This is a genomic window from Merdimonas faecis, from assembly GCF_001754075.1.
In the GTDB taxonomy this organism is placed as follows: domain Bacteria; phylum Bacillota; class Clostridia; order Lachnospirales; family Lachnospiraceae; genus Merdimonas; species Merdimonas faecis.
Genome location: NZ_MIEH01000007.1, coordinates 107,963 through 132,647, shown reverse-complemented (window position 1 = coordinate 132,647; position 24,685 = coordinate 107,963). Strand labels below are relative to the sequence as shown.

Here is a 24,685-nt window from a genome sequence, read left to right as displayed (position 1 = left end):
GTGACTCGATTGGCTGAAAAAGAAATTGATTTGAGACGTCTCGTGATCAAGGCTTTCCATATGACAGACGTAGAATTTGGAGAACATAATGATATTACAGTAGACGGACATATGACGGTCAGCAAGGAAATGCTGGACGATTTCGTAGCAAGGGAAGAACATATCGAAAAGATTGATATCCAGATCATCAAACCAGGCGACCATGACAGATGGACCAATACGATCATGGATATTATCCCGATTTCCACGAAGGTCCTTGGAAAACTGGGAGAAGGGATCACGCACACGGTTACGGGTGTCTATGTGATGCTTACTGGTGTGGACGTCAATGGAAAACAATGCCATGAATTCGGATCTTCCGAGGGAAATTTGAAAGACCAGCTGTATCTGAACCGTGCAGGTACGCCGGGAGATGATGATTATATTATCTCCTTTGATGTTACATTAGCAGCTGGCATGGGACAGGAAAGACCGGGCCCGACGGCGGCTCACCGCGTCTGCGACGAATTTATCCAGACTTATCGTGAGAAGCTTAAAAAGTTTAAAGGTGAAAAATGTACAGAGCGCCATGAGTATCATGACGTGGTAAGACCAGGAAAGAAACGCGTTCTGATCGTAAGACAGGTGGCGGGACAGGGGGCTATGTATGACACCCATCTGTTCGCGAATGAGCCATCTGGCGTAGAGGGAGGACGTTCTATCATAGATATGGGAAATATGCCGATCCTGATCACTCCGAACGAGTACAGAGACGGTATTATCCGCTCAATGCAGTAGGAGGTGTGAGATATGGGTATTGGACCATCAACAAAGGAAACGACATTACATCATTTCAGAGATCCGCTGCTTGAAGTGGTAGCTGCAGATACTGATCTGGATTTAATGGGAATTATTATCGTAGGAACCCCTGATGACAATAAGGACAAACTTCTGGTAGGAACCAGAACGGCCGTGTGGGCAGAGGCTATGCGTGCTGACGGCGTAATCCTGTCATCTGATGGCTGGGGAAACAGCGACGTGGACTATACGAATACCTGTGAGCAGCTGGGGATCCGGGGAATTCCGGTAACCGGACTAAACTTCAGCGGAACGGTCGCACAGTTCGTAGTAGTGAATGATTATCTGGATGGAATTATTGATATCAACAAGAGCGAGGACGGAACAGAGACGAATGTGGTAGGTGAAAACAACATGGTAGAGCTGGACTGTCTGAAGGCTAAAGCGCTTTTGAAGCTGAAGATGCGGCAGAAAGATCAGAAGAATCAGAACAGATAAAAATAAGATAAAAGAAAAGGCACGACATCGAGATGTCGTGCCCTTTCTTTTTGGTATGTCATTGAGAGGTTTTCCTCGTTGCATTGCAGTCTGTATTATATACAAAGCTGGGGAATGCTTCTCTGAAAAGAGATGTATATATTTTAATTGGAGTTCACCGTCGCAGGATCATTCTTGGGGGAAATGATCGGCTCTGGCATAACTGCAATAACAACCGTACAATCATCTTAAACAGCTGAAAATGAAATAAATATAGCAGCCTCCGAATGTTTCTGGAAACCGCCGTTGGTTTGTCGTTGTTTAAGATAGTTATAATATATCACTAGTTTTAGGGGGTGTCAAGACAGCTGGAAGTGAAAAAACATTTTTGTATATTATTATCATAAAATATGGATATTTATGCAAAGAAATGTGCACTTTAACAAAGCGGACTGGTAGCAATTTAACGTAGTAACGTATGCGAGAGCAGGTACAAGGGCGGATTTTGAATTAATAGTAGGAAAAAAGAGGAAGATATGGTACAATAACCATGATATGCACCGGCAGATCTGTGAAAGGTGCAATACTAGAGACGGAGGATAATGAGAGGCAGATGGACAATCAACAAATACAGGAAACGGCGGATCCGCGCAGAAATTATTACCGGGTGCATGTGCGCAGAGATACGTCGCTGATGATGACATTTATTAAATTCCAGAACCGTGTCAGTCATCCGAGGGTCACGTTTAATCTGGTGGTTACCGGAATCCTTCTGGCGCTGGTTCCGACGCTGGTGGAAAACCTGGCGATGCCGGGAGTGATCGTCAGCTATGGGGTGGGCGCCTTGCTGATCCTGACCGGGCTGTTCCGCCAGTACCTGACGCTTTCCATGATGAGAAATAATCCGGAGGTCAAAGAAAACGAAGAGATCACCTATTATTTTGGAAATGCCGGCATCCGGGCAGTCAGGGACGGACAGGAAGAGAACATGGGATTCTACAAGGCTGTGTACAGGATCTGGGAAGACGAGAAGACCTTTTATGTGGGGATGAACGAAGACGATCTTCTGATCCTGCCAAAAGACCGTTTTGAGGAAGGAAGCGCAGAAGACTTCCGGGAGTTCCTGGTGGATAAGAGCGGAGCGGATTACCGGTGGAAGCCGCTGGGGCTTGTGAACCGGTGGAAGGATTTTCTGACACAGACGAAGAACCGGATCACCTACCTGCAGATGGAAGCGCGTGAACGGGACCGGAATCAGAAAGGGAAAAAGTAAGGGAGTTCGTATCATACGAACTCCCTTTTTATCTCTGTATTTTATTATGTGTGCTGTAGGATTAAGCAGCAGACCCTTTCTTGATCGCATCGTGCAGATACAGGAAAGCGGTGATGTAAACGATGACTGCGATAACCTTTGTAAGGGTCTCCAGCGGTAAGCTGGAAACGAAAGCGTATGCACAGTAAACACCGATTGCTCCGAAGATTGCCTGTGTCCAGCAAGCAACCATGTCGTATCTTCCCTGAGCGATGAATTTCGGGCCATTACCAAATGCCATCAGGTATGCACAGGATCCCATCATAGCCGGGAATGCACATCCGGCATCCATACCAAGTGCAAGAACCATAGCCATACAAGGAGCGTAAAGACCTACACCGATACTCATAAGAGCGCCGAATACAAAGTTGCCGACAACAGCGATCACGAGTTTCACGCCGCGAAGTCCAAGCTCTGTACCAACTGTACCGAACGGTCCGATGGCCATAACCTTCATCAGGATTACAGTAGCCAGGATAAAGAGACCTATGAACAGCGCGTAACGAACTTTCTTACGGTCGAACTTGGTTACGATGTCAGCCATTACGAAAGATCCAACTACAGAAGCTACGATCATCAGTACCAGTGTCAGGATATCCATATCTACGAAACCGAAGAACAGGAACGCCTCAACACATACAGGAACGGTATCGCCTACGTTCAGAGTACCAGGAACCAGGATATCGTCTACAGACTTCGTCAGCTTAAAGGAAGCAGATGACGGAGCGAAAGAACCGATTCCCAGAGTATCCAGGAAGTTCGCTACGAATCCGGTGATTGATGTTGCTACCAGGTTCTTTGGCTGTTTGCCTTTCTGCCACAGTTCTTCACCGGTCATGCCAGTTCCAGGGTCTTTTTCCGGATTTGCGCGAAGCTCTTTGTTCTTGCGGATCATCAGGATCACATTCAGAAGAATACCGATCACGCATAATCCCTTCATGATGTACATTGCCATAAAACATCCCTCCAGATTATAAATTATAACAGTGAATCTGTCTTAGCAGCTATCCCCGATTATAGCAGATGACAGGTTCGATTATCACGCTAATTATATCATTAAAAATTTAACGAGTCAACGTGTTCCAGACATGAAGGAATAAATTTTGTGAAAGTTGAATAAAAAATCAGAATTTAATAAACTTAAGAAAAATATGCTTGACACTGGTCTTTGCCGTGTAGAATTGATACAATGATTTTATCACAGAAGAAAAGACGGAAGATATCAGAATCAGAAAGATGGAAAAGTTATGCATAATCACGAAGAAACGCAGAGAAAAAACAGGAGAAATACAGGGAAAGTGATCCTGCTGCACGCGGGAGTCCTGGCCGTATTTTTTGTAATGGCCGCATGGATATGGCATTGTCCCATACGGCTGTTGTTCGGCGTCCCCTGTCCGGGGTGCGGAACGACCAGGGCCTGCTTAAGCGTGCTGAAGCTGAAGATACCGGAAGCATTTGCCTATCAGCCGGTGTTCTTTTTGAATGTGCTTCTGTTCCTGTATGGGATCCACCGCAATATAATAAGAAGATATGCCGTGAAAAAAGGACTGCGCTGGAGCGATAAAGCTGAAACGGCAGTCCTTGTGCTGGTCATAGCAGTGATCCTGATCGTGTATGTCATCCGCCTGATCCGGCAGGATTCTCCGGTGATGGAACTCTCACCGGAGAAGGGCCTGGTATTTCGCGTGGCAGAACTGATCCGGGAAATGCTTTCTACTTAATAAAGCCAAAGACGGTCAGCAGGATGACGATCATGAAGAAGGGCACCAGAAATACGGTGCGGATCTTGTCAAACAGGGTGACCCGCCCGAATTTTCCGTCATTGGTAACTTCTTTTTCGTAGTTTTTGAAGCCCCAGACTTTTGCGATGAAGATGCAGACCAGGATACAGCCAATGGGCATCAGGATATAGGCGGTAAACATGTCAAGCCAGTCGTAAAGCCCGTAAGAGGCAAATCCATTTGCGTCGATCCAGGGGAGTTTCAGGCTGCTTAATTTTCCAAAGCCCAGAGATACGATGATATTTCCGGCGCCGATGATGACGGCGGTCAGGATGGTGGCGTTCCGGCGGCCCATGTGGCAGTTATCCTCGAAGGTCCGGATGGCGATCTCAAAGAAGCTGAACAGCGATGAGATCACGGCGAAGAGGATCGCCAGGAAAAAGCAGGCGCCGATGAACCGTCCTCCTGCCAGCCGGTCGAATATGTCGGTCATTACATTGAATACCAGGCTGGGGCCGGCGGATTCGATGTCCACACCGCCGGAGAAGGCGGAAGGAACTACGACGAATCCTGCCAGGATTGCCGCGGCGGTATCGAAGACAGACACCATGATGGCGTCGCTTTTTAAGTTGTTTTCTCTGGAAATGTTTGCGCCCAGCGTCTCATAAAGCCCCCAGCCGATCCCGATGGAGAACAGTACCTGGGTGGCCGCCTGGGCAAAGGTGGTAAAGCTGAATTTGCTGAAATCCGGGAGCAGATAATACTTTACGCCCTCGATGGCGTTATCATTGACAAACAGCGCCCAGATCCCGCAGATGATCAGCAGGGCGAACAGCAGGGGAAGCATCACCTTGGATATCTTTTCCACCGTATTGGTGATGCCAAAATACAACAGGAAAGATACCAGCGCCAGCAAAAGCAGGGTCCAGATGATCGGCTCCACCGCCGATGAAGTAAACTGGTCGTAATAGGCCTGTTTATCCGAACCAAAATCACCGCTTATAATATACTGGAACGCGTACTTGGCCACCCAGCCGCCTACCACCACATAGTACATACACAGCAGGGTGGTACAGATCACAGCCATCCATCCGGCAAATCCCCATTTCTTATGGATCCGCTGGAAACAGGTGACCGTATCTTTCCCGGTATAGCGGCCGATGGCGGTTTCCATCTCTACCATAGGATGGCCCATCAGGATCACGACGATGATGTATATCACCAGAAATACACCGCCGCCGCCCTCATATGCCAGGTAGGGGAACCGCCAGATATTGCCAAGACCGATAGCGGCGCCGGCGGCAACCATGAGATAGCCGAAGCGTGAGCCCCATTGACGAGTTGCATTGTTGTTCTGGTTACTCTGATTACTCATAATATCCCCTTCCTTTCTGGCTAAAAAAGCACCCCCACGGATTGTGAGAGTGCTTTTTGATTTTTGAAAAAAGAATACCTCTTTTTCAGTATATTCCTTTCCGGGAAGAGTGTCAATAAACATATTAGATAAACTAATGCAAATATTAGGAAAACTAATAAAATTACTCGTCTTCCAGCAGAAAATCCTTTGCGTATTCCAGAAAAATACGGGCGGCAGGAGATAACTCTTCCTGAGAAGCGTAGGCAAGTCCCAGCTGCCGGTAGAGCCTGGGGCTGGTGCTGCGCCGGACAAAGTTCCCGGACAGCTTTCTGAGAAGGAGGCCCGGAAGAAGAGAGACGCCCAGTCCCTGCTCTACCATGGAAAGAACGGAAAATTCATTGATGGAGATAAAACGGATGTCAGGGGAGAGGTTGTGCTCTTTTAATACCCGGTGGACGTCGCTTCCGGGAACATAGGTGGTGGTCACAAAGGGCACGCCCTCAAAGCTTGTAAGGGGGACGGTCTCCTGCCCTGCCAGCGGATGGCCGGAAGGGAGGACCGCATAGATCTCGTCTTCCATCACCGGGAGAAACTGATAACGCTGTCCCTCCTGGCGGCTGATGAATCCGATATCCACCCGGCGCTCCTGGATCCAGTCTGCAAGTTCGCCTTCGTCTCCTTCGATCACCTGGAAATGGATCCCCGGGTGGTCGGCATGGAACTTTTTGAGAATACCGGGGATCCAGTGAATGGAACAGCTTAAGTAGGTCCCGATGCGGATCGTACCGGTCTGAACGCCGTTTAACGAAGCAATCTCCTGGCGGACAACCTCGTCGGCGCTTAAAAGTGCGCGTACAGAAGGAAGGAGGGACTGGGCCTCGGGGGTAGGTCTCATGCCCCGTCCGCTTTTTACGAATAAGGAAAACCCGATCTCCTTTTCCAGAGCCTTCATCATTTGGGTGACGGCGGACTGGGTGAGCCCCAGTTCTTCGGCCGCGCGGGTGTAGCTGCCTGCGTCGCTGACCGCAAGCATGACTTTCCATCTTCTGATATCCATAAAATCGCCTCTCTTCCTATTATAAAGGAACAGTTTTGTTCCCTGTACATTTGTCAGTGTTTCTGATAAAATGGTAACGGAATCCGCGGAAAAAAACAAGAAAAACGGAGATATTTGTAAAAAAATGAGATTGTACCTGAAAAAATACAATATTTCCGATAAAGGGGTTGAAAAACCGGGGATATTCCGATATACTATAAAAGCTGTGACATTGATAGCTGTGAAGCGTGAGGTTGCTGCCCTTAAGTGGCAGGTTTTCCGTGGAGCGAATGTCAAGTTAGGAAACTGGCGACAAGTCACTGTACGAAACTATAACAGCCACTGAGATGTGGCAACAACCCGTGAGTAGCTCACGACACACACGGGAGAGTGTACAGTCACCGCTTGTCGTACTGAAGTAAGAAGTACGAAAAGGAGGCGACTTTTTTTATGGCAAGTCAAGTAATGAGAATCACACTGAAAGCGTATGATCACCAGCTGGTAGATGCATCCGCAAAGAAAATCATCGAAACTGTGAAAAAGAACGGATCAAAGGTGAGCGGACCGGTGCCGCTTCCGACAAAGAAGGAAGTAGTTACCATCCTGCGTGCCGTACACAAGTACAAAGATTCCAGAGAGCAGTTCGAGCAGAGAACTCATAAAAGACTGATCGATATCATCACACCGACCCAGAAGACGGTAGATGCACTTTCCAGACTGGAAATGCCGGCTGGTGTGTACATTGATATCAAAATGAAAAACAAGTAAAAAACGCAGTAGTTCCTAACATTTAGGATGAACGCCGATGTGCGTTCCGCTGTAAATCACAGGAGGTAATCATAATGAAGAAGGCTATCTTAGCTACAAAGGTCGGCATGACCCAGATCTTTAACGAAGATGGAACACTGACACCTGTAACTGTGCTTCAGGCAGGTCCCTGTGTAGTAACACAGATCAAGACTGCAGAGAACGACGGTTACGATGCGGTTCAGGTTGGCTTCGTTGACAAGAAAGACAAGATCGTAAACAAAGACAAGAGCGGTAAGAAAGAGATCGTTCACCGTCACGGACTTACAAAGGCTGAGCAGGGACATTTCGCAAAAGCCGGCGTATCCGGAAAGAGATATGTAAAAGAGTTCAGATTTGAGAACGCAGGCGAGTATGAGCTGGCACAGGAGATCAAGGCTGATATCTTTGAGGCCGGAGAGAAGATCGACGCAACTGCGATTTCCAAAGGAAAAGGATTCCAGGGTGCGGTAAAGAGACACAACCAGCACAGAGGACCTATGACTCATGGTTCCAAATTCCATCGTCATGCAGGTTCCAACGGTGCGGCATCTGACCCGAGCAAGGTATTCAAAGGAAAGAAGATGCCCGGACAGATGGGACACAAGAAGATCACCATCCAGAACCTTGAGGTTGTACGCGTAGATGCAGAGAACAACCTGCTTCTGGTTAAGGGATCCGTACCGGGGCCGAAGAAGTGCCTGGTAACAATCAGAGAAGCGGTAAAAGCTAACTAGGTTTTGGCGAAGAAAGGAGGACGCTTAGAATGGCAAACGTATCTGTTTATAATATCGAAGGTAAAGAAGTTGGTACGATCGATTTAAGCGATGCGGTATTCGGTGTTGAGGTAAACGAGCATCTGGTACACATGGCAGTCGTAAACCAGCTGGCAAATAATCGTCAGGGAACACAGAAGGCAAAGACACGTTCTGAAGTTTCCGGCGGCGGAAGAAAACCGTGGAGACAGAAAGGAACCGGTCATGCAAGACAGGGATCCACAAGAGCTCCTCAGTGGACAGGCGGCGGAGTTGTATTCGCTCCGGTTCCGAGAGATTACTCTTTCAAGATGAACAAGAAAGAGAAGAGAGCAGCTCTGAAGTCTGCACTTACTTCTAAGGTAGAAGAGAAGAAATTCATCGTAGTTGACGAGATCAAGTTCGATGAGGTTAAGACAAAGAACATGGCAAACATGCTGAAGAACCTGGATGTTTCCAAAGCATTAGTTGTATTGGAAGATGGCAATACAAACGCAGAGATCTCTGCTAGAAATATTGCAGATGTTAAGACTGCAAAGACAAACACGATCAACGTGTACGACATCTTGAAGTACAACACAGTGATCGCAACAAAGGCGGCTGTTGCTAGTATCGAGGAGGTGTACGCATAATGGCAGACATTAAGTATTATGATGTAATCCTGAAACCAGTAGTAACCGAGAAGAGCATGAACCTGATGGGAGAAAAGAAATACACTTTCTTAGTACACCCGGAAGCAACAAAGTCTCAGGTGAAAGAAGCAGTTGAGAAGATGTTCAGCGGAACAAAGGTTGAGAGCGTGAACACCATGAACTGCGAAGGAAAGAGAAAAAGAGTCCGCGGAACATTTAAGTTCGGCAAGACTGCAAAGACAAAGAAAGCAGTTGTTAAGCTGACAGCGGACAGCGCTGATATCGAGATCTTCGAGGGCCTGTAGACTTAACGAGAGCGAACATACCCGGAAGAGCTTTCTTATGAAACAAGTTAGCGCAAAGCATACGGATGTAAACCGTGATAATAAACATTTGAAAGGAGAACAATCATGGGAATTAAAACATACCGCCCATATACACCGTCCAGAAGACAGATGACCGGATCTGATTTCTCTGAAATCACAAAGAAATCTCCGGAGAAGTCTCTGCTGGCTACCAAGACCAGACAGGCAGGACGTAACAACCAGGGAAAAATTACTGTTAGACACCGCGGAGGCGGAGCTAAGAAGAAATATAGAATTGTTGATTTCAAGAGAAGAAAAGATGGAATCAGCGCAACAGTTCTGGGAATCGAGTATGATCCGAACAGAACAGCAAACATTGCACTGATCTGCTACGAAGACGGGGAAAAGGCATACATCCTGGCTCCGGAAGGACTGACCGACGGAATGAAGGTTATGAACGGACCAGAAGCTGAGGTAAGAGTAGGAAACTGCCTGCCGCTTTCCGAGATCCCGGTAGGTACACAGATCCACAACATTGAGCTGCATCCTGGAAAAGGCGGACAGATGGTTCGTTCCGCAGGAAACAGCGCACAGCTGATGGCTAAGGAAGGAAGATATGCAACATTAAGACTTCCATCCGGAGAAATGAGAATGGTACTTGGCGAGTGCCGCGCTTCCATCGGAGTTGTAGGAAATGGAGACCACAACCTGATCAACGTTGGTAAAGCAGGACGTAAACGTCACATGGGTATCAGACCGACTGTTCGTGGTTCTGTTATGAACCCGAATGACCATCCGCACGGTGGTGGTGAAGGTAAGACTGGAATCGGACGTCCGGGTCCATGTACACCTTGGGGCAAACCAGCACTTGGTCTTAAGACAAGAAAGAAAAACAAAGCTTCTAACAAGATGATTGTAAGAAGAAGAGATGGTAAAGCGATCAAATAATATTCACAAGGAGGTTAGAACCTATGGCACGTTCAATTAAAAAAGGACCATTCGCAGATGCAAGCCTGCTGAAGAAGATTGACGCCATGAACGAAAAGGGAGAAAAGTCTGTTATTAAGACCTGGTCCCGCCGTTCCACAATCTTCCCGAGCATGGTTGGACATACAATCGCCGTTCATGACGGAAGAAAACACGTTCCGGTATATGTGACAGAAGATATGGTAGGACACAAACTTGGTGAGTTCGTAGCTACCAGAACATATAGAGGACACGGAAAAGACGAAAAGAAATCAAGAGTTAGATAATATTAGATTTTGAAAGGAGGGTTCATCCATGGCAAAAGGACATAGATCCCAAATTAAGAGAGAAAGAAATGCTAATAAGGACACAAGACCTTCAGCTAAGTTATCTTACGCAAGGGTTTCTGTTCAGAAAGCATGCTTCGTACTGGATGCCATCAGAGGTAAGGATGTAACAACAGCACTTGGTATTTTGACATACAATCCAAGATATGCTTCTAGTTTAATAAAGAAATTATTAGAGTCTGCAATCGCAAATGCTGAGAACAACAACGGCATGAATGCTGAGAACCTTTACATTGCAGAGGCTTATGCAAACAAAGGACCAACAATGAAGAGAATCAGACCGAGAGCACAGGGAAGAGCTTACAGGATCGAGAAGAGAATGAGCCACATTACACTTGTGCTTGATGAAAGATAAGGAGGGCAAACATGGGACAGAAAGTTAATCCTCATGGCTTGAGAGTCGGTGTTATCAAAGACTGGGACTCTAAATGGTATGCAGAAAAAGACTTTGCAGACTACTTAGTAGAAGACCATGAAATCAGAACGTATCTTAAGAAAAGATTATACAGCGCTGGTATTTCCAAGATCGAGATCGAAAGAGCATCTGACCGCGTAAAGATTGCTATCTATACAGCTAAGCCGGGTGTTGTTATCGGTAAGGGCGGTTCTGAGATCGAGAAAGTAAAAGGCGAACTGACACGCTTTACAGATAAGAAGCTGATCGTGGACATCAGAGAGATCAAGAAACCGGATAAAGATGCTCAGCTGGTAGCAGAGAACATCGCTCAGCAGCTGGAAAACCGTATTTCTTTCAGACGTGCAATGAAATCCTGCATGTCCAGAACTATGAAGGCAGGCGCGCTTGGTGTGAAGACTTCCGTATCCGGACGTCTGGGCGGAGCTGATATGGCACGTACAGAGTTCTACAGCGACGGAACTATTCCTCTTCAGACACTGAGAGCAGACATTGACTACGGATTCGCCGAGGCTGATACTACTTACGGAAAAGTTGGCGTAAAGGTATGGGTCTACAAAGGTGAAGTTCTTCCGGAGAAGGCAGATAAGGAAGGAGAGAGATAAATCATGTTAATGCCAAAAAGAGTAAAACGTCGTAAACAGTTCCGCGGAACCATGAAGGGAAAAGCACTTCGCGGAAATAAGATAACAAATGGTGAATATGGTATCGTTGCAATGGAGCCCTGCTGGATCCGTTCCAACCAGATCGAGGCTGCCCGTGTTGCTATGACTCGTTATATCAAGCGTGGTGGTAAAGTATGGATCAAAATATTCCCGGATAAACCTGTAACTACGAAACCAGCCGAGACACGTATGGGTTCCGGTAAAGGAACTCTGGAATACTGGGTAGCAGTTGTAAAGCCTGGCCGTGTAATGTTCGAAATCGCGGGCGTATCAGAAGAAGTTGCAAGAGAAGCTCTTCGTCTGGCAACCCACAAGCTGCCATGTAAATGTAAAATAGTTTCTCGCGCAGACTTAGAAGGCGGTGATAACAGTGAAAATTAATGCATTTGTAGAAGATTTAAAAACAAAATCAGCTGCAGAGCTGAACGAAGAATTAGTAGCTGCTAAAAAGGAACTTTTCAACCTGAGATTCCAGAACGCGACCAACCAGTTAGACAACACAAGCAGAATCAAAGAAGTGAGAAGAAATATTGCCAGAATTCAGACAATCATCACTGAGAAGAGCGGAAAATAGCAGAACATCCTATACAATGAAAGGAGTATAGACTGTGGAAAGAAATCTTAGAAAAACACGTGTTGGTAAAGTTATCAGCAATAAAATGGATAAGACCATAGTTGTTGCCGTAGAAGATCATGTAAAACATCCACTGTATAAGAAGATCGTCAAGAGAACTTATAAGCTGAAAGCGCATGATGAGAATAACGAGTGTAACATCGGCGACAGAGTAAGAGTTATGGAGACAAGACCACTGTCCAAGGATAAGAGATGGCGTCTTGTTGAAGTTGTGGAAAAAGTGAAATAGTATAAGGAGGGAAACCTGCATGATACAGCAAGAAAGCAGACTGAAAGTAGCAGATAACACAGGTGCGAAAGAGTTACTGTGTATCCGTGTGCTTGGCGGTTCAACAAGAAGATATGCAAGTATCGGTGATATCATCGTTGCGACTGTTAAAGATGCAACACCAGGCGGCGTTGTTAAAAAAGGTGATGTAGTGAAAGCTGTAGTTGTTCGTACGGTAAACAGCACCCGTCGTAAAGATGGTTCTTATATCCGTTTTGACGAGAACGCGGCAGTCATCATCAAAGAAGATAAGACACCAAGAGGAACCCGTATTTTCGGGCCTGTAGCAAGAGAGCTCCGTGACAAACAGTTCATGAGAATTGTGTCTCTGGCTCCGGAAGTACTGTAAGGAGGTGCAAGGAGATGTCTATGTTAAAGATCAAAAAGGGCGACACTGTTAAAGTGATCGCTGGTAAAGATAAAGACAAAGAGGGCAAGGTTCTGTCCGTAAACCAGAAGGAAGGAACAGTTCTGGTAGAAGGCATCAACATGCTGACGAAACACACAAAACCGAGCGTTTCCAACCAGAACGGCGGTATCATCCACCAGGAAGGCCCGATCGATATTTCCAACGTGATGTATGTTCACAAAGGAAAAGCGACCAGAGTCGGATTCAAGATGGATGGAGATAAAAAAGTACGCTACGCAAAATCAACAGGCGAAGTGATCGATTAATCACAGGAAGGAGGGTGTACGCATTGAGTAGATTGAAAGAACAGTACCAGAACGAGATCGTCGATGCACTGACGAAAAAGTTCGGTTATAAAAATATCATGGAAGTGCCAAAACTCGACAAGATCGTAATCAACATGGGTGTTGGCGAAGCAAAAGACAATGCAAAGGTTCTGGATTCAGCTATCGCTGACCTGGAGAAAATCTCCGGACAGAAGGCTGTGATCTGCAGAGCTAAGAAATCTGTCGCAAACTTCAAAGTCAGAGAAGGAATGGCGATCGGATGTAAGGTTACGTTAAGAGGAGAGAGAATGTATGAGTTCATGGATCGTCTGATCAACCTGGCTCTGCCTCGTGTACGTGACTTCAGAGGTGTAAACCCGAACGCATTCGACGGAAGAGGAAACTATGCACTTGGTATCAAGGAACAGCTGATCTTCCCGGAAATCGAGTACGATAAGGTTGACAAAGTAAGAGGTATGGATGTGATCTTTGTCACAACAGCAAAGACAGACGAAGAGGCTCGCGAACTGCTTACACAGTTCAACATGCCGTTTACAAAATAAGGAGGTAAATTATGGCTAAGACAGCGATGAAAGTAAAACAGCAGCGCAAACAGAAATTCTCTACCAGAGAATATAACCGCTGCAGAATTTGTGGACGTCCACACGCATATTTGAGAAAATATGGAATCTGCCGTGTTTGCTTCCGTGAACTGGCATACAAAGGACAGATCCCGGGCGTAAAGAAAGCAAGCTGGTAAGGAGGAAAGAATCATGACTATGAGTGATCCAATCGCAGATATGCTTACAAGAATCCGTAATGCAAATACTGCAAAACATGATACAGTAGATGTACCGTCATCCAAGATGAAGCTCGCTATCGCAGACATCCTGGTAGACGAAGGATATATTGAGAAATATGATCTCATTGATGATGGGGCATTTAAGACGATTCACATCACCCTGAAATACGGTGCTGATAAGAATGAAAAAGTTATCACAGGCCTTAAGAGAATCTCTAAGCCGGGTCTTCGTGTATATGCAAACTGTGAAGATCTGCCGAGAGTATTCGGAGGACTGGGAACCGCTATCATCTCTACCAACAAAGGTGTGATCACCGATAGAGAAGCAAGAAAAATGGGCGTAGGCGGAGAGGTTCTCTGCTACGTTTGGTAGCCACTGAACACTTGATGAATCCAAGTGAAAAGAGCAAAAGGAAACTAAGTGCTCAAAGCAACTGAAAACAGAGCAGGCAAGCATCTGCTCCGAGAATTTAAGTTAAGGAGGATATGGTATGTCACGTATAGGAAGACTGCCGGTTGCGATTCCAGCAGGCGTAACTGTTGAGATTGCAGAGAATAATAAAGTGACTGTAACAGGTCCTAAGGGAACACTTGTTAGAGAACTGCCGACCGAGATGGAAATCAAAAAGGAAGGCGAAGAAATCGTAGTTACAAGACCAAATGATCTCAAGAAAATGAAATCACTGCACGGTCTTACAAGAACACTGATCAATAACATGGTTATTGGTGTTACAGAAGGATACCAGAAAGTTCTGGAAGTAAACGGTGTCGGATACAGAGCAGCAAAGTCTGGAAACAAACTGACTCTGAATCTTGGATACTCTCATCCAGTTGAAATGATCGATCCGGAAGGTGTGGAGACCGTAGTGGAAGGTCAGAACAAGATCACCGTTAAAGGAATCGATAAAGAAAAAGTTGGCCAATACGCAGCTGAAATCAGAGACAAGAGAAGACCTGAGCCATATAAGGGCAAGGGAATCAAGTATGCTGATGAAGTGATCAGACGTAAAGTTGGTAAGACTGGTAAAAAATAAGTAAGGAGAGTGTGAAAATGGTTAGCAAAAAATCAAGAAGTGTAGTTCGTGTTAATAAGCACAGAAAAATCCGCAACCGTTTGAGCGGTACAGCCGCATGCCCGCGTCTGGCTGTGTTTAGAAGCAATAATCATATGTATGCACAGATTATTGACGATACAGTTGGTAATACTCTCGTATCTGCTTCCACTCTTCAGAAAGACGTGAAGGCAAATCTGGAAAAAACCAACAACGTTGATGCGGCAGCATACCTTGGAAAAGTGATCGCCGAGAAGGCACTGGAAAAAGGTATTAAGGATGTTGTCTTTGACAGAGGCGGCTTTATATACCAGGGAAAAGTTCAGGCATTAGCAGACGCAGCTAGAGAAGCTGGGTTGAATTTCTAGGAGGAGGAGCACACATGAAACAGGAACGTATTGATGCTAGTCAGTTAGAATTAAATGAAAAAGTAGTGTCAATTAAACGTGTAACCAAAGTTGTTAAGGGTGGCCGTAACATGAGATTCACAGCTTTAGTAGTTGTCGGCGATGGAAATGGCCATGTTGGTGCAGGTTTAGGAAAAGCTACTGAAATTCCGGAAGCAATCCGCAAAGGAAAAGAGGATGCTGCAAAGCACCTGATCACAGTAGCACTGAATGAAAACGAAAGTATCGTACACGATTTTATCGGAAAGTTCGGAGGAGCTTCTGTACTGCTCAAAACAGCTCCGGAAGGTACTGGTGTGATCGCCGGAGGTCCGGCGCGTGCCGTGATCGAGATGGCAGGTATCAAAAACATCCGTACAAAATCTCTCGGATCCAACAACAAGCAGAACGTAGTTCTTGCTACCATCGATGGACTCCGCCAGATCAAGACTCCGGAGGAGGTTTCCAGACTTCGTGGGAAATCAATAGAAGAGATTGTTGGTTAAGGAGGGAGACCAGGAATGGCAAATTTGAAAGTTACATTAGTAAAGTCTACGATCGGTGCTGTACCGAAGCACAAAAAGACTGTAGAAGCATTGGGCCTTAAAAAGACAGGCAGAACGGTTGAACTTCCGGACAATGCGGCTACAAGAGGTATGATCAAACAGGTAGCACACCTGGTAAAAGTAGAAGAAGTATAAATATTTAGAAAGAAGGAGGTGTCACCATGGATTTATCAAATTTAAGACCTGCTGACGGGTCAAAGCACAGTGATAATTTCAGAAGAGGACGCGGACATGGTTCTGGAAACGGCAAGACTGCCGGTAAAGGACACAAAGGTCAGAAGGCTCGTTCCGGAGGTACAAGACCAGGGTTCGAAGGTGGCCAGATGCCATTATATAGACGTATTCCTAAGAGAGGATTTACGAACAGAAATTCCAAGACAATCGTTGGAATCAATGTAAGCGCTCTGGAAGTGTTTGACAACGATGCAGTAGTATCTGTAGAGACCCTGATCGAGCAGGGGATCGTAAAGAATCCAAGAGACGGTGTAAAGATCCTTGGAAATGGTGAGCTTACAAAGAAGCTGACTGTTCAGGCAAATGCGTTCAGCGCAGGCGCTGTAGAAAAGATTGAAGCGTTAGGTGGAAAAGCAGAGGTGATCTAATGTTAGATACATTCCGAAGGGCATTTCAGATCAAGGATATTCGTAAGAAAATCTTATATACATTGATGATGCTGGTAGTGATCCGTCTTGGATCACAGCTGCCGACGCCTGGAGTAAATGCAGAATTTATCCAGAATTTCTTTGCTCAGAATACCGGGGAAGCGTTTAACTTTTTTAACGCTTTCACCGGAGGTTCTTTTGAGCAGATGTCGGTATTTGCCTTAAGTATCACGCCGTATATCACGTCTTCGATCATTATGCAGCTTCTGACGATCGCAATCCCGAAGCTGGAAGAGATGCGCAAAGACGGTGAAGACGGGCGAAAGAAGATTGCGGCGATCACCCGCTATGTTACGGTTCTTCTTGCGCTGATCCAGTCATCGGCTATGGCGATCGGATTTGGACGTCAGGGACTTTTGGTAGAATATAATTTTGTAAATATTGCGATTGTTATCCTGACACTGACAGCCGGATCCGCGTTTTTGATGTGGATCGGCGAACGGATCACAGAAAAAGGCGTTGGCAATGGTATTTCCATCGTGCTGGTGATCAATATTATTTCCAGCATTCCAAGTGATATAGTCAGACTTTACGAACAGTTTGTCAAAGACAAGCCGATCGCATCCGCAAGCCTTGCGGCAGCGATCATTCTGATGATTATACTTGCGCTGGTGGTATTTATCGTGATCCTGCAGGGCGGCGTCAGAAAGATTGCGGTCCAGTATTCACAGAAGATCGTCGGAAGAAGATCTGTCGGCGGACAGTCATCAAACCTTCCGCTGAAGGTCAATACGGCGGGCGTCATCCCGATTATCTTTTCTTCATCTCTGATGCAGACGCCGGTAGTCATTGCATCTTTTATGGGAAAAGGAAATGGAGACGGGATTGGAAGCCAGATTTTAAGAGGATTAAATCAGAGCAACTGGTGTGACCCGGATCAGCTGCAGTATTCCTGGGGACTGGTTGTGTATATTATCCTGACTGTGTTTTTTGCTTATTTCTATACATCAATTACATTTAATCCGATGGAGATTGCTAATAATCTGAAAAAGAATGGCGGATTTGTACCGGGTATCCGGCCGGGAAAACCAACGGTGGAATATCTGACGAAGATTTTGAATTACATTATTTTCGTTGGCGCCTGCGGTCTGATCCTTGTTCAGCTTGTGCCGATCTTATTTAACGGCTGGCTGGGCGCACAGGTTTCCTTCGGAGGTACCTCACTGATCATTATTGTCAGCGTGGTGCTGGAAACGATGAAGCAGATTGAATCACAGATGCTTGTACGAAATTACAAGGGATTTTTAAATACTTAAATTTTCAACTCGCGGAAATTTTTTCCGCGGGTTAAAATGCTATTAAAGGAGGTATAGTTATGAAGGTTGTTATGTTAGGAGCTCCGGGAGCTGGTAAAGGAACGCAGGCAAAGAAAATTGCAGCAAAGTACAATATTCCTCACATCTCGACAGGTGATATTTTCCGTGCGAACATCAAGAACGGCACGGAGCTTGGGAAAAAGGCAAAAACCTACATGGACCAGGGCCTGTTAGTTCCGGACGAGCTGGTTGTGGATCTGGTTGTAGACCGCGTAAACCAGGAAGACTGTGCGGACGGATACGTTCTGGACGGATTTCCGCGGACAATCCCACAGGCAGAGGCGCTTACAAAAGCTCTTGCCAGTCAGGGACAGAAACTGGATTATGCCATTGATGTAGACGTGCCGGATGAAAATATAGTCCGCCGTATGAGTGGACGCCGCGCCTGTGTCGGATGCGGAGCTACATACCATCTGGAATATGCCCCCACTAAAAAAGAAGGCATCTGTGATGTATGCGGAGGAGAATTGATCCTGCGTGATGATGACAAGCCGGAGACGGTAGAAAAGCGTCTGGGTGTTTACCATGAGCAGACACAGCCGCTGATCGACTATTATACGAATGCCGGGATCCTGAAGAGAGTGGACGGAACCGTTGATATTGAGGAAGTATTCCAGGCAGTCGTTCAGATTTTAGGAGAGTAAGAACATGCCTATAACTGTAAAATCGCCCAGAGAGATCGAATTGATGACCGAGGCCGGGCGGATACTTGAAATTGTTCATAATGAGCTTGGAAAAGCACTGTATCCAGGCATGACAACGAAAGAGATTGATGAACTGGGAGAAGAAATTATAAGAAGCTATGATTGTATTCCTTCTTTCCTTGATTATAATGGTTATCCGGCATCAATCTGTGTGTCAGTCAATGACGAAGTGGTCCATGGGATCCCAAGCCCCCACCGGTTTATCCGGGAGGGGGATATCGTCAGCCTGGATGCGGGAGTAATCTACAAAGGCTATCATTCCGATGCCGCGCGTACCCACGGTATCGGCAGGATCAGCAAGGAAGCAGAAGAGCTGATCAGAGTAACGAGAGAATGTTTCTTTGAAGGTATAAAATATGCCAGAGAGGGCAACCATCTATTTGATATATCCGCAGCAATCGGCAGATATGCGGAAAGCCGCGGATTTGGAGTTGTGCGGGATCTGTGCGGGCACGGGATCGGAACAGCCCTTCATGAGGCTCCGGAGATTCCTAATTATGAAATGAACAGAAAGGGTGTCTTGTTAAAGGCAGGCATGACCCTGGCGATCGAGCCGATGATCAATATCGGAGGATGGGAAGTGGACTGGCTGGATGATGACTGGACGGTAGTTACCAGAGACCATTCGCTGTCCGCCCATTACGAAAATACCGTGCTGATCACGGAAAACGGACCAAAGCTCCTTAGTCTGACAGATACATCAGAAATCTAAAGGAGATGTGTCTTCTATATTGAAGCAGGAGAACGAATATGGATAAATTTGAAGCAGGGATGCTTGCAAAGTCGAAGGCTGGACATGACACTGGCAAGATTTATGTGATTGCCGACACGGATGATGCATATGTATATTTAGTGGATGGAAAAATCAGGACACTTGACAAACCCAAAAAGAAAAAGAAAAAGCATGTGCAGATCATTCTTAAGCAGTATGAGACAGCCGGCGCTGACGACGGAAAAATCAGACAGATACTGAAAACATGGAATCAGAAAGAAGGATAACGGGAGGAATATAAGAATGTCAAAAGCTGACGTAATTGAAATTGAAGGAACTGTTGTGGAGAAACTGCCAAACGCAATGTTTCAGGTAGAACTTGAAAATGGACATCAGGTGCTTGCACACATCAGCGGAAAGCTGAGAATGAATTTTATCAAAATTTTGCCGGGAGATAAGGTGACTTTGGAATTATCTCCGTATGATCTCTCAAAAGGAAGAATTATCTGGAGAGATAAATAAAAAACTATTGACTTTGAGAAAAAGCCGGTGCTATAATATATAGGCGCGTTTCCGGGTGTTTATATACCCATGCCCCGGCGGCTGATTATATTATCGGGGGAAAGGCGCAGCAGCTTTAAATCAGCAATGGATGAAAGGAGGATCCCCCATGAAGGTTAGATCATCAGTAAAACCAATTTGCGAAAAGTGTAAAGTTATTAAAAGAAAAGGAAGCGTTCGCATTATCTGCGAAAACCCGAAGCATAAACAGAGACAGGGTTAGTTCTGACACGCCAGGCGGTGTGTGGACTATTTATAATATACAAGGAGCACCTGTAGCCGGTGTATTTCCTTCGTATATTGCTTCTAATGCCGGCCCGTCATTTACCGGAAGGCTCCGGTGGCCGGAAAGGGTGTGGATACCGACACACCTGGACTAAAACGGAAGTTCCCTACACTAAGCTCGAAAAGACCTCGCTAAGTGAACGGGAACGACTTTTCACAGTAGGCTCGAGAATACCTCGCCAACTGTTCAATAGTCCCTATTAAAGACAGTATCAAACAAAAAAACAAAGAAATTTGGAGGAAATTCACATGGCTCGTATTGCAGGTGTAGATTTACCAAGAGACAAACGTGTTGAAATCGGACTTACTTATATCTATGGAATCGGAAGAGCAAGCGCTACCCGTATTCTGGCTGATGCAGGAGTAGATCCGGATATCCGCTGCAGAGATCTGACAGACGAAGATGTAAAGAAGATCAGTGCAGTGATCGACGAGACACAGATGGTAGAAGGTGATCTGAGAAGAGAGATCGCACTGAACATCAAGAGATTACAGGAAATCGGATGCTACAGAGGTATCCGTCATAGAAAAGGACTTCCGGTTCGTGGTCAGAAGACAAAGACTAATGCAAGAACCAGAAAAGGTCCGAAGAGAACAGTAGCTAATAAGAAGAAATAATTAAGAAATAAGAAGGAAAGAGTAGGTTAGTTTTATTATGGCAAAGAAAGTTACAAAGAAAGTGACAAAGAAACGTGTCAAGAAAAACGTTGAACACGGACAGGCACACATCCAGTCATCTTTTAATAACACTATCGTTACATTAACAGATGCACAGGGTAATGCTCTTTCATGGGCAAGTGCAGGCGGTCTGGGATTTAGAGGTTCAAGGAAATCTACCCCTTATGCAGCGCAGATGGCGGCAGAAACTGCAGCAAAGGCAGCGTTAGTACATGGACTGAAGTCCGTTGACGTTATGGTAAAGGGACCAGGTTCCGGAAGAGAGGCAGCAATCCGTGCCCTTCAGGCATGTGGAATCGACGTGACAAGCATCAAGGATGTAACTCCAGTACCGCACAACGGATGCCGTCCGCCGAAACGCAGAAGAGTCTAAAGGCAGAGCACTTAGCGAAAGCGAGCCGACAGGCGCGGCTTGAGGTTAGTGGGAGCCTTGTTCTTCGGAACTTAATGAGCAGGAGCCGTAAGGCGAAGTGCGAATTTAGTAAGAAGAACTACTACGTTGTTATGTATAAAAATTAGGAGGAAAATAGAGCATGGCAGTAAATAGAGTTCCGGTTCTGAAAAGATGCAGATCCCTCGGAATGGATCCTGTATACTTGGGAATTGATAAAAAGTCAAACAGACAGCTGAAAAGATCCAGCAGAAAAGTAAGCGAGTACGGACTTCAGCTGCGTGAAAAACAGAAAGCAAAATTCATCTATGGCGTATTAGAGAAGCCATTTAGAAACTACTTTGAGAAAGCACAGCGAATGAACGGAATGACAGGTGAAAACCTGATGAGAATGCTGGAGTCCAGACTGGACAACGTTGTATTCCGTCTCGGACTTGCAAGAACCAGACGTGAAGCAAGACAGATCGTGGATCATAAGCATGTGCTTGTAAATGGAAAGCAGATCAACATTCCTTCTTACCTGGTAAGTGCAGGAGATGTGATCGAAATCAAAGAAAAACACAAAAGCTCACCGAGATACAAAGGAATCACTGAGATTACAGCAGGACGCCTTGTTCCGGAGTGGCTGGAGTCTGATCTGGAGGCTCTGAAGGGAACTGTAAAGGAACTTCCAAGACGCGAGCAGATCGATGTTCCGGTAGACGAGATGCTGATTGTCGAGCTGTATTCTAAATAATAATCCGTAACACCACAGGAGGTGGGGCAAAGTGTTTGATTTTAATAAACCTAATATTGAAATAACTGAGATATCAGAAGATAAAAAATATGGTAGATTTGTTGTTGAGCCTCTGGAAAGAGGTTATGGAACAACATTGGGAAATTCTTTGAGAAGAATCATGCTTTCATCTCTGCCGGGAGCTGCTATCAGCCAGGTGAAGATTGACGGCGTTCTTCATGAGTTCAGTTCCATTCCGGGTGTGAAGGAAGATGTTACCGAGATTATCATGAATTTGAAATCTCTGGCGATCAAGAATACATCTGAGACAGATGAGCCTAAGACCGCTTATATCGAGTTTGAGGGTGAGGGCGTTGTGACCGGAGCCGATATCCAGGTAGACCAGGATATCGAGATCATGAATCCGGAAACTGTAATCGCTACCCTGAACGGCGGAGCAGACAGCAAGCTTTACATGGAACTTACCATCACCAAGGGAAGAGGCTATGTGAGCGCTGACAAGAATAAAAACGAGGAACTGCCGATTGCGGTAATTCCGATTGATTCTATCTATACTCCGGTAGAGCGTGTCAACCTTACAGTTGAGAATACCCGTGTTGGCCAGATCACAGACTTTGACAAGCTGACTCTGGACGTATATACAGACGGCACTCTGATGCCGGATGAGGCTGTCAGCCTGGCTGCAAAGGTGCTGAGCGAGCATCTGAAGCTGTTCATCGATCTGTCTGAGGTGGCACAGGCCGCAGAAGTTATGATCGAGAAGGAAGACGATGAGAAGGAAAAGGTGCTGGAAATGAGCATCGACGAACTGGAACTGTCTGTTCGTTCCTACAACTGTCTGAAGAGAGCCGGCATCAATACGGTAGAAGAACTGACCAACCGGACACCGGAAGATATGATGAAGGTGCGGAATCTGGGAAGAAAATCCCTGGAGGAAGTCCTTGCAAAATTAGACGAGCTGGGATTAAGTCTCAGCAGAGGCGAAGAGTAAGATATTCTGTCAGTAAGTCCGAAGAGCATGACAGAGCATTTGGCTAGTAAGCCCGAAGAAGCATAACCAAGTGTCAGAATATGGAGGAAGAAGAAATGGCAAAATATAGAAAACTTGGCAGAACATCAAGCCAGAGAAAAGCACTGCTTAGAAACCAGGTAACCGCGCTGTTAAATCACGGCAGAATCGTTACTACAGAGGCGAAGGCAAAAGAGATCCGCAAGATCGCTGAAGGCCTGATCGCACTGGCAGTGAAAGAGAAAGACAACTTTGAAGAGGTAACTGTAAAAGCTAAGGTTGCCCGCAAAGACAAAGACGGCAAGAGAGTCAAAGAAGTAGTAGACGGTAAGAAAGTTACTGTATACGATGAAGTTGACAAGAAGATCAAAAAGGATCTGCCGAGCAGACTGCATGCACGCCGCCAGATGCTGAAGGTGCTGTATCCTGTAAAGGAAGTTCCGACCGCACAGGCTGGAAGAAAGAAAAACACAAAGGAAGTAGATCTGGTAGCAAAACTTTTTGATGAGATTGCTCCGAAGTACGAGAACCGCAATGGTGGTTACACCAGAATCGTAAAGATCGGACAGCGTAAAGGTGACGCTGCTATGGAGGTTCTGATCGAACTGGTATAGGCGTCAGTAAAAAGAAACTGATATTGAACATGTAAAAGAAATGCTCCTTAAGCTGATGTACAGTGAAGTACAGAACTTAAGGAGTATTTTTGCATTCTGCCGAAAGCATTACAGAGATAGAATATAATAAATGCCGGACAATGTATCCATACCTGAAGAATGGCCGATCCGGGCAAACTCCCTGCTGATCTGTTCCGGGGAGAGCATGGAGGAGAGCTGTACAACAGGCTGGCTGAACTGACCTTCCAGTGCACAGGAGAGAAAGGCGCGGCTGATATCATTGGTATCAGATAAGCGGCTGTGAATTTCGTCTTGCAGCGCCAGTGCGAACGGATGATCCTGACACATGGAAATAGTAAGGCCTGCAAGAACACCGCAGAGAAAATCGTCTCCGGAGGGAGTCAGTCCTATCCCAAGGCCGATCAGTCCTGAAAGGCCTGCGGCAGCCTCTTTGTAGCGCTTCTCTTGATATAGCCGCGTGCAGCTGTGAATCCGTTGCTGTGCGGCGCTAAGCACGAAAGAGGATCCGATGTCGGCATCAGGAAGGAAAAGCTGGTGGAATCCGTGATCATTTGCAGATGAAATTGTATATAGAAGCTGCCCTGCCAAATCGGAAAGCCGCAATGGATCCAGGCAGGGAGAGAGTGCCAGATCATGGCCGGCAGCATTTCTGAAAGAGATTTCCAGCGGTATACCGGCAAAAAGAATACCCTGATCTTCTGTAATCTGTACTGGAATACCAGGTGTGATCAACTCTCCGGTGGCAGCCAAAAGATCTTCCTGATCAGCCAGCAGGCTGACCGGCGACAGAACCGATCCCCGTGACTGCAGAGCGGCAAGCCTTCCGTGAAACATCAGGTTAATGGTCCGGTGATAAACAGAATGGACAATTCCGGAAGAGGATGGCGCCAGAAGTCGGGATATATGTAAGGAAAAGTCTGTGATGTGTGCCTGCATGAAAAATACCCCCTTTACAGTGATTCTTTTATTGATTTTAGCAAAAAAGAATCAGAAATACAAAGGCATTTTAAAAAAGGCGATTTTTTACAATAATCGGAGAAATGAAAAATTCAAATTTATACA

40 protein-coding genes are annotated in these 24,685 nt (G+C 45.9%); 36 read left to right on the top strand and 4 right to left on the bottom strand.

The genetic code is table 11. The annotated features are described in order from the left end of the window. Positions 1–9: 9 nt before the first annotated feature. The 3 genes from prdD to BKD12_RS03510 all read left to right on the top strand — a co-directional run bounded on the left by prdD (position 10) and on the right by BKD12_RS03510 (position 2,527). The gene (prdD, locus tag BKD12_RS03520; RefSeq protein WP_070087945.1) at positions 10–777 is read left to right on the top strand and encodes a proline reductase cluster protein PrdD; all 768 of its coding nucleotides are present in this window, start codon (positions 10–12) and stop codon (positions 775–777) included. Between the two features lie 12 nt (positions 778–789). Further along, a complete protein-coding gene (locus tag BKD12_RS03515; RefSeq protein WP_070087944.1) occupies positions 790–1,275 on the top strand; it encodes a glycine/sarcosine/betaine reductase component B subunit in 486 nt (161 codons plus the stop codon). A gap of 592 nt (positions 1,276–1,867) precedes the next feature. Next, positions 1,868–2,527 (top strand): YcxB family protein, encoded by a 660-nt coding sequence (locus BKD12_RS03510; protein WP_176730915.1) that lies wholly within the window; start codon positions 1,868–1,870, stop codon positions 2,525–2,527. A gap of 61 nt (positions 2,528–2,588) precedes the next feature. On the opposite strand, the gene BKD12_RS03505 is transcribed toward BKD12_RS03510, so the two are convergent. Further along, on the bottom strand, positions 2,589–3,521 hold the full coding sequence (locus BKD12_RS03505; RefSeq protein ID WP_242872693.1) for a permease: 933 nt from the start codon (positions 3,519–3,521) through the stop codon (positions 2,589–2,591). 292 nt (positions 3,522–3,813) lie between these two features. On the opposite strand from BKD12_RS03505, the gene BKD12_RS03500 reads away from it, so the two are divergent. Beyond that, a complete protein-coding gene (locus BKD12_RS03500) occupies positions 3,814–4,287 on the top strand; it encodes a DUF2752 domain-containing protein (protein WP_070087942.1) in 474 nt (157 codons plus the stop codon). Here the strand turns inward: BKD12_RS03500 and BKD12_RS03495 are convergent. Then, positions 4,280–5,662 (bottom strand): sodium-dependent transporter, encoded by a 1,383-nt coding sequence (locus tag BKD12_RS03495; protein ID WP_070087941.1) that lies wholly within the window; start codon positions 5,660–5,662, stop codon positions 4,280–4,282. The two genes, BKD12_RS03500 and BKD12_RS03495, sit on opposite strands and share 8 nt — an antisense overlap. 163 nt (positions 5,663–5,825) lie before the next feature. Beyond that, positions 5,826–6,701, bottom strand: a complete 876-nt coding sequence (locus BKD12_RS03490; RefSeq protein ID WP_070087940.1) for a LysR family transcriptional regulator — start codon at positions 6,699–6,701, stop codon at positions 5,826–5,828. 429 nt (positions 6,702–7,130) lie between these two features. Here BKD12_RS03490 and rpsJ point away from each other — a divergent pair, with 429 nt between their 5' ends. From rpsJ to BKD12_RS03325, 32 genes are all read left to right on the top strand, one after another. Next, positions 7,131–7,448, top strand: a complete 318-nt coding sequence (gene rpsJ, locus BKD12_RS03480; protein ID WP_070087938.1) for a 30S ribosomal protein S10 — start codon at positions 7,131–7,133, stop codon at positions 7,446–7,448. Positions 7,449–7,522: 74 nt separating this feature from the next. Continuing rightward, positions 7,523–8,203, top strand: coding sequence for a 50S ribosomal protein L3 (gene rplC, locus BKD12_RS03475; RefSeq protein ID WP_070087937.1), 681 nt, complete (start codon positions 7,523–7,525; stop codon positions 8,201–8,203). Positions 8,204–8,232: 29 nt separating this feature from the next. Further along, positions 8,233–8,853, top strand: a complete 621-nt coding sequence (gene rplD, locus BKD12_RS03470) for a 50S ribosomal protein L4 (protein WP_070087936.1) — start codon at positions 8,233–8,235, stop codon at positions 8,851–8,853. Further along, on the top strand, positions 8,853–9,158 hold the full coding sequence (rplW, locus tag BKD12_RS03465) for a 50S ribosomal protein L23 (RefSeq protein WP_070087935.1): 306 nt from the start codon (positions 8,853–8,855) through the stop codon (positions 9,156–9,158). The genes rplD and rplW overlap by 1 nt, the downstream gene beginning before the upstream one ends. 105 nt (positions 9,159–9,263) lie before the next feature. Next, positions 9,264–10,106, top strand: a complete 843-nt coding sequence (gene rplB, locus BKD12_RS03460; protein WP_070087934.1) for a 50S ribosomal protein L2 — start codon at positions 9,264–9,266, stop codon at positions 10,104–10,106. Between the two features lie 23 nt (positions 10,107–10,129). Beyond that, the gene (rpsS, locus tag BKD12_RS03455) at positions 10,130–10,411 is read left to right on the top strand and encodes a 30S ribosomal protein S19 (RefSeq protein ID WP_070087933.1); all 282 of its coding nucleotides are present in this window, start codon (positions 10,130–10,132) and stop codon (positions 10,409–10,411) included. Between the two features lie 28 nt (positions 10,412–10,439). Beyond that, positions 10,440–10,826, top strand: coding sequence for a 50S ribosomal protein L22 (rplV, locus tag BKD12_RS03450; protein ID WP_004607294.1), 387 nt, complete (start codon positions 10,440–10,442; stop codon positions 10,824–10,826). A gap of 11 nt (positions 10,827–10,837) precedes the next feature. Beyond that, the gene (gene rpsC / locus BKD12_RS03445) at positions 10,838–11,491 is read left to right on the top strand and encodes a 30S ribosomal protein S3 (RefSeq protein WP_070087932.1); all 654 of its coding nucleotides are present in this window, start codon (positions 10,838–10,840) and stop codon (positions 11,489–11,491) included. A gap of 3 nt (positions 11,492–11,494) precedes the next feature. Continuing rightward, entirely contained in the window at positions 11,495–11,932 is a 438-nt protein-coding gene (gene rplP, locus BKD12_RS03440) for a 50S ribosomal protein L16 (RefSeq protein WP_070087931.1), read from the top strand. Next, positions 11,922–12,125, top strand: a complete 204-nt coding sequence (gene rpmC / locus BKD12_RS03435; RefSeq protein WP_070087930.1) for a 50S ribosomal protein L29 — start codon at positions 11,922–11,924, stop codon at positions 12,123–12,125. The genes rplP and rpmC overlap by 11 nt, the downstream gene beginning before the upstream one ends. A gap of 34 nt (positions 12,126–12,159) precedes the next feature. Then, positions 12,160–12,414 carry a 30S ribosomal protein S17 gene (gene rpsQ / locus BKD12_RS03430; protein WP_070087929.1) on the top strand — a complete coding sequence of 85 codons (255 nt, stop codon included), beginning with the start codon at positions 12,160–12,162 and terminating at the stop codon, positions 12,412–12,414. A 19-nt stretch (positions 12,415–12,433) separates the two neighbouring features. Beyond that, positions 12,434–12,802, top strand: a complete 369-nt coding sequence (gene rplN, locus BKD12_RS03425) for a 50S ribosomal protein L14 (RefSeq protein ID WP_070087928.1) — start codon at positions 12,434–12,436, stop codon at positions 12,800–12,802. 14 nt (positions 12,803–12,816) lie between these two features. Then, complete coding sequence (rplX, locus tag BKD12_RS03420; protein WP_070087927.1) at positions 12,817–13,128, top strand: 50S ribosomal protein L24; 312 nt, start codon at positions 12,817–12,819, stop codon at positions 13,126–13,128. Positions 13,129–13,151: 23 nt separating this feature from the next. Then, on the top strand, positions 13,152–13,691 hold the full coding sequence (gene rplE, locus BKD12_RS03415; protein ID WP_070087926.1) for a 50S ribosomal protein L5: 540 nt from the start codon (positions 13,152–13,154) through the stop codon (positions 13,689–13,691). An 11-nt stretch (positions 13,692–13,702) separates the two neighbouring features. Beyond that, the gene (locus BKD12_RS03410) at positions 13,703–13,888 is read left to right on the top strand and encodes a type Z 30S ribosomal protein S14 (RefSeq protein ID WP_006427396.1); all 186 of its coding nucleotides are present in this window, start codon (positions 13,703–13,705) and stop codon (positions 13,886–13,888) included. A 13-nt stretch (positions 13,889–13,901) separates the two neighbouring features. Then, positions 13,902–14,303, top strand: a complete 402-nt coding sequence (gene rpsH / locus BKD12_RS03405) for a 30S ribosomal protein S8 (RefSeq protein ID WP_070087925.1) — start codon at positions 13,902–13,904, stop codon at positions 14,301–14,303. 118 nt (positions 14,304–14,421) lie between these two features. Then, positions 14,422–14,964, top strand: a complete 543-nt coding sequence (gene rplF, locus BKD12_RS03400; protein ID WP_070087924.1) for a 50S ribosomal protein L6 — start codon at positions 14,422–14,424, stop codon at positions 14,962–14,964. A gap of 17 nt (positions 14,965–14,981) precedes the next feature. Continuing rightward, positions 14,982–15,350 carry a 50S ribosomal protein L18 gene (gene rplR, locus BKD12_RS03395; protein ID WP_070087923.1) on the top strand — a complete coding sequence of 123 codons (369 nt, stop codon included), beginning with the start codon at positions 14,982–14,984 and terminating at the stop codon, positions 15,348–15,350. Positions 15,351–15,364: 14 nt separating this feature from the next. Then, on the top strand, positions 15,365–15,874 hold the full coding sequence (gene rpsE, locus BKD12_RS03390; protein WP_070087922.1) for a 30S ribosomal protein S5: 510 nt from the start codon (positions 15,365–15,367) through the stop codon (positions 15,872–15,874). A 15-nt stretch (positions 15,875–15,889) separates the two neighbouring features. After that, the gene (gene rpmD / locus BKD12_RS03385; protein ID WP_070087921.1) at positions 15,890–16,069 is read left to right on the top strand and encodes a 50S ribosomal protein L30; all 180 of its coding nucleotides are present in this window, start codon (positions 15,890–15,892) and stop codon (positions 16,067–16,069) included. Between the two features lie 26 nt (positions 16,070–16,095). Then, entirely contained in the window at positions 16,096–16,536 is a 441-nt protein-coding gene (gene rplO / locus BKD12_RS03380; protein WP_070087920.1) for a 50S ribosomal protein L15, read from the top strand. Then, entirely contained in the window at positions 16,536–17,852 is a 1,317-nt protein-coding gene (secY, locus tag BKD12_RS03375) for a preprotein translocase subunit SecY (protein ID WP_070087919.1), read from the top strand. The genes rplO and secY overlap by 1 nt, the downstream gene beginning before the upstream one ends. Before the next feature lie 59 nt (positions 17,853–17,911). Beyond that, complete coding sequence (locus BKD12_RS03370; RefSeq protein ID WP_070087918.1) at positions 17,912–18,556, top strand: adenylate kinase; 645 nt, start codon at positions 17,912–17,914, stop codon at positions 18,554–18,556. A gap of 4 nt (positions 18,557–18,560) precedes the next feature. Further along, positions 18,561–19,328: a type I methionyl aminopeptidase gene (gene map, locus BKD12_RS03365; RefSeq protein WP_070087917.1), complete on the top strand. Its 768-nt coding sequence runs from the start codon at positions 18,561–18,563 to the stop codon at positions 19,326–19,328. 38 nt (positions 19,329–19,366) lie between these two features. Further along, a complete protein-coding gene (locus BKD12_RS03360; RefSeq protein ID WP_070087916.1) occupies positions 19,367–19,615 on the top strand; it encodes a KOW domain-containing RNA-binding protein in 249 nt (82 codons plus the stop codon). 16 nt (positions 19,616–19,631) lie between these two features. Then, positions 19,632–19,850, top strand: coding sequence for a translation initiation factor IF-1 (infA, locus tag BKD12_RS03355; protein WP_004607275.1), 219 nt, complete (start codon positions 19,632–19,634; stop codon positions 19,848–19,850). A gap of 148 nt (positions 19,851–19,998) precedes the next feature. Continuing rightward, the gene (gene rpmJ / locus BKD12_RS03350) at positions 19,999–20,112 is read left to right on the top strand and encodes a 50S ribosomal protein L36 (RefSeq protein WP_005339020.1); all 114 of its coding nucleotides are present in this window, start codon (positions 19,999–20,001) and stop codon (positions 20,110–20,112) included. Between the two features lie 311 nt (positions 20,113–20,423). After that, on the top strand, positions 20,424–20,792 hold the full coding sequence (gene rpsM, locus BKD12_RS03345; RefSeq protein WP_070087915.1) for a 30S ribosomal protein S13: 369 nt from the start codon (positions 20,424–20,426) through the stop codon (positions 20,790–20,792). Positions 20,793–20,829: 37 nt separating this feature from the next. Then, positions 20,830–21,225, top strand: coding sequence for a 30S ribosomal protein S11 (rpsK, locus tag BKD12_RS03340; RefSeq protein WP_049729986.1), 396 nt, complete (start codon positions 20,830–20,832; stop codon positions 21,223–21,225). A gap of 160 nt (positions 21,226–21,385) precedes the next feature. After that, a complete protein-coding gene (gene rpsD / locus BKD12_RS03335; RefSeq protein ID WP_070087914.1) occupies positions 21,386–21,979 on the top strand; it encodes a 30S ribosomal protein S4 in 594 nt (197 codons plus the stop codon). Between the two features lie 31 nt (positions 21,980–22,010). Continuing rightward, on the top strand, positions 22,011–22,970 hold the full coding sequence (locus tag BKD12_RS03330) for a DNA-directed RNA polymerase subunit alpha (protein ID WP_070087913.1): 960 nt from the start codon (positions 22,011–22,013) through the stop codon (positions 22,968–22,970). 95 nt (positions 22,971–23,065) lie between these two features. Continuing rightward, positions 23,066–23,602, top strand: coding sequence for a bL17 family ribosomal protein (locus tag BKD12_RS03325; protein WP_070087912.1), 537 nt, complete (start codon positions 23,066–23,068; stop codon positions 23,600–23,602). A 108-nt stretch (positions 23,603–23,710) separates the two neighbouring features. Here the strand turns inward: BKD12_RS03325 and BKD12_RS03320 are convergent, their stop codons facing one another. Beyond that, complete coding sequence (locus tag BKD12_RS03320) at positions 23,711–24,559, bottom strand: oxamate carbamoyltransferase subunit AllH family protein (RefSeq protein WP_070087911.1); 849 nt, start codon at positions 24,557–24,559, stop codon at positions 23,711–23,713. Positions 24,560–24,685 lie beyond the last annotated feature (126 nt).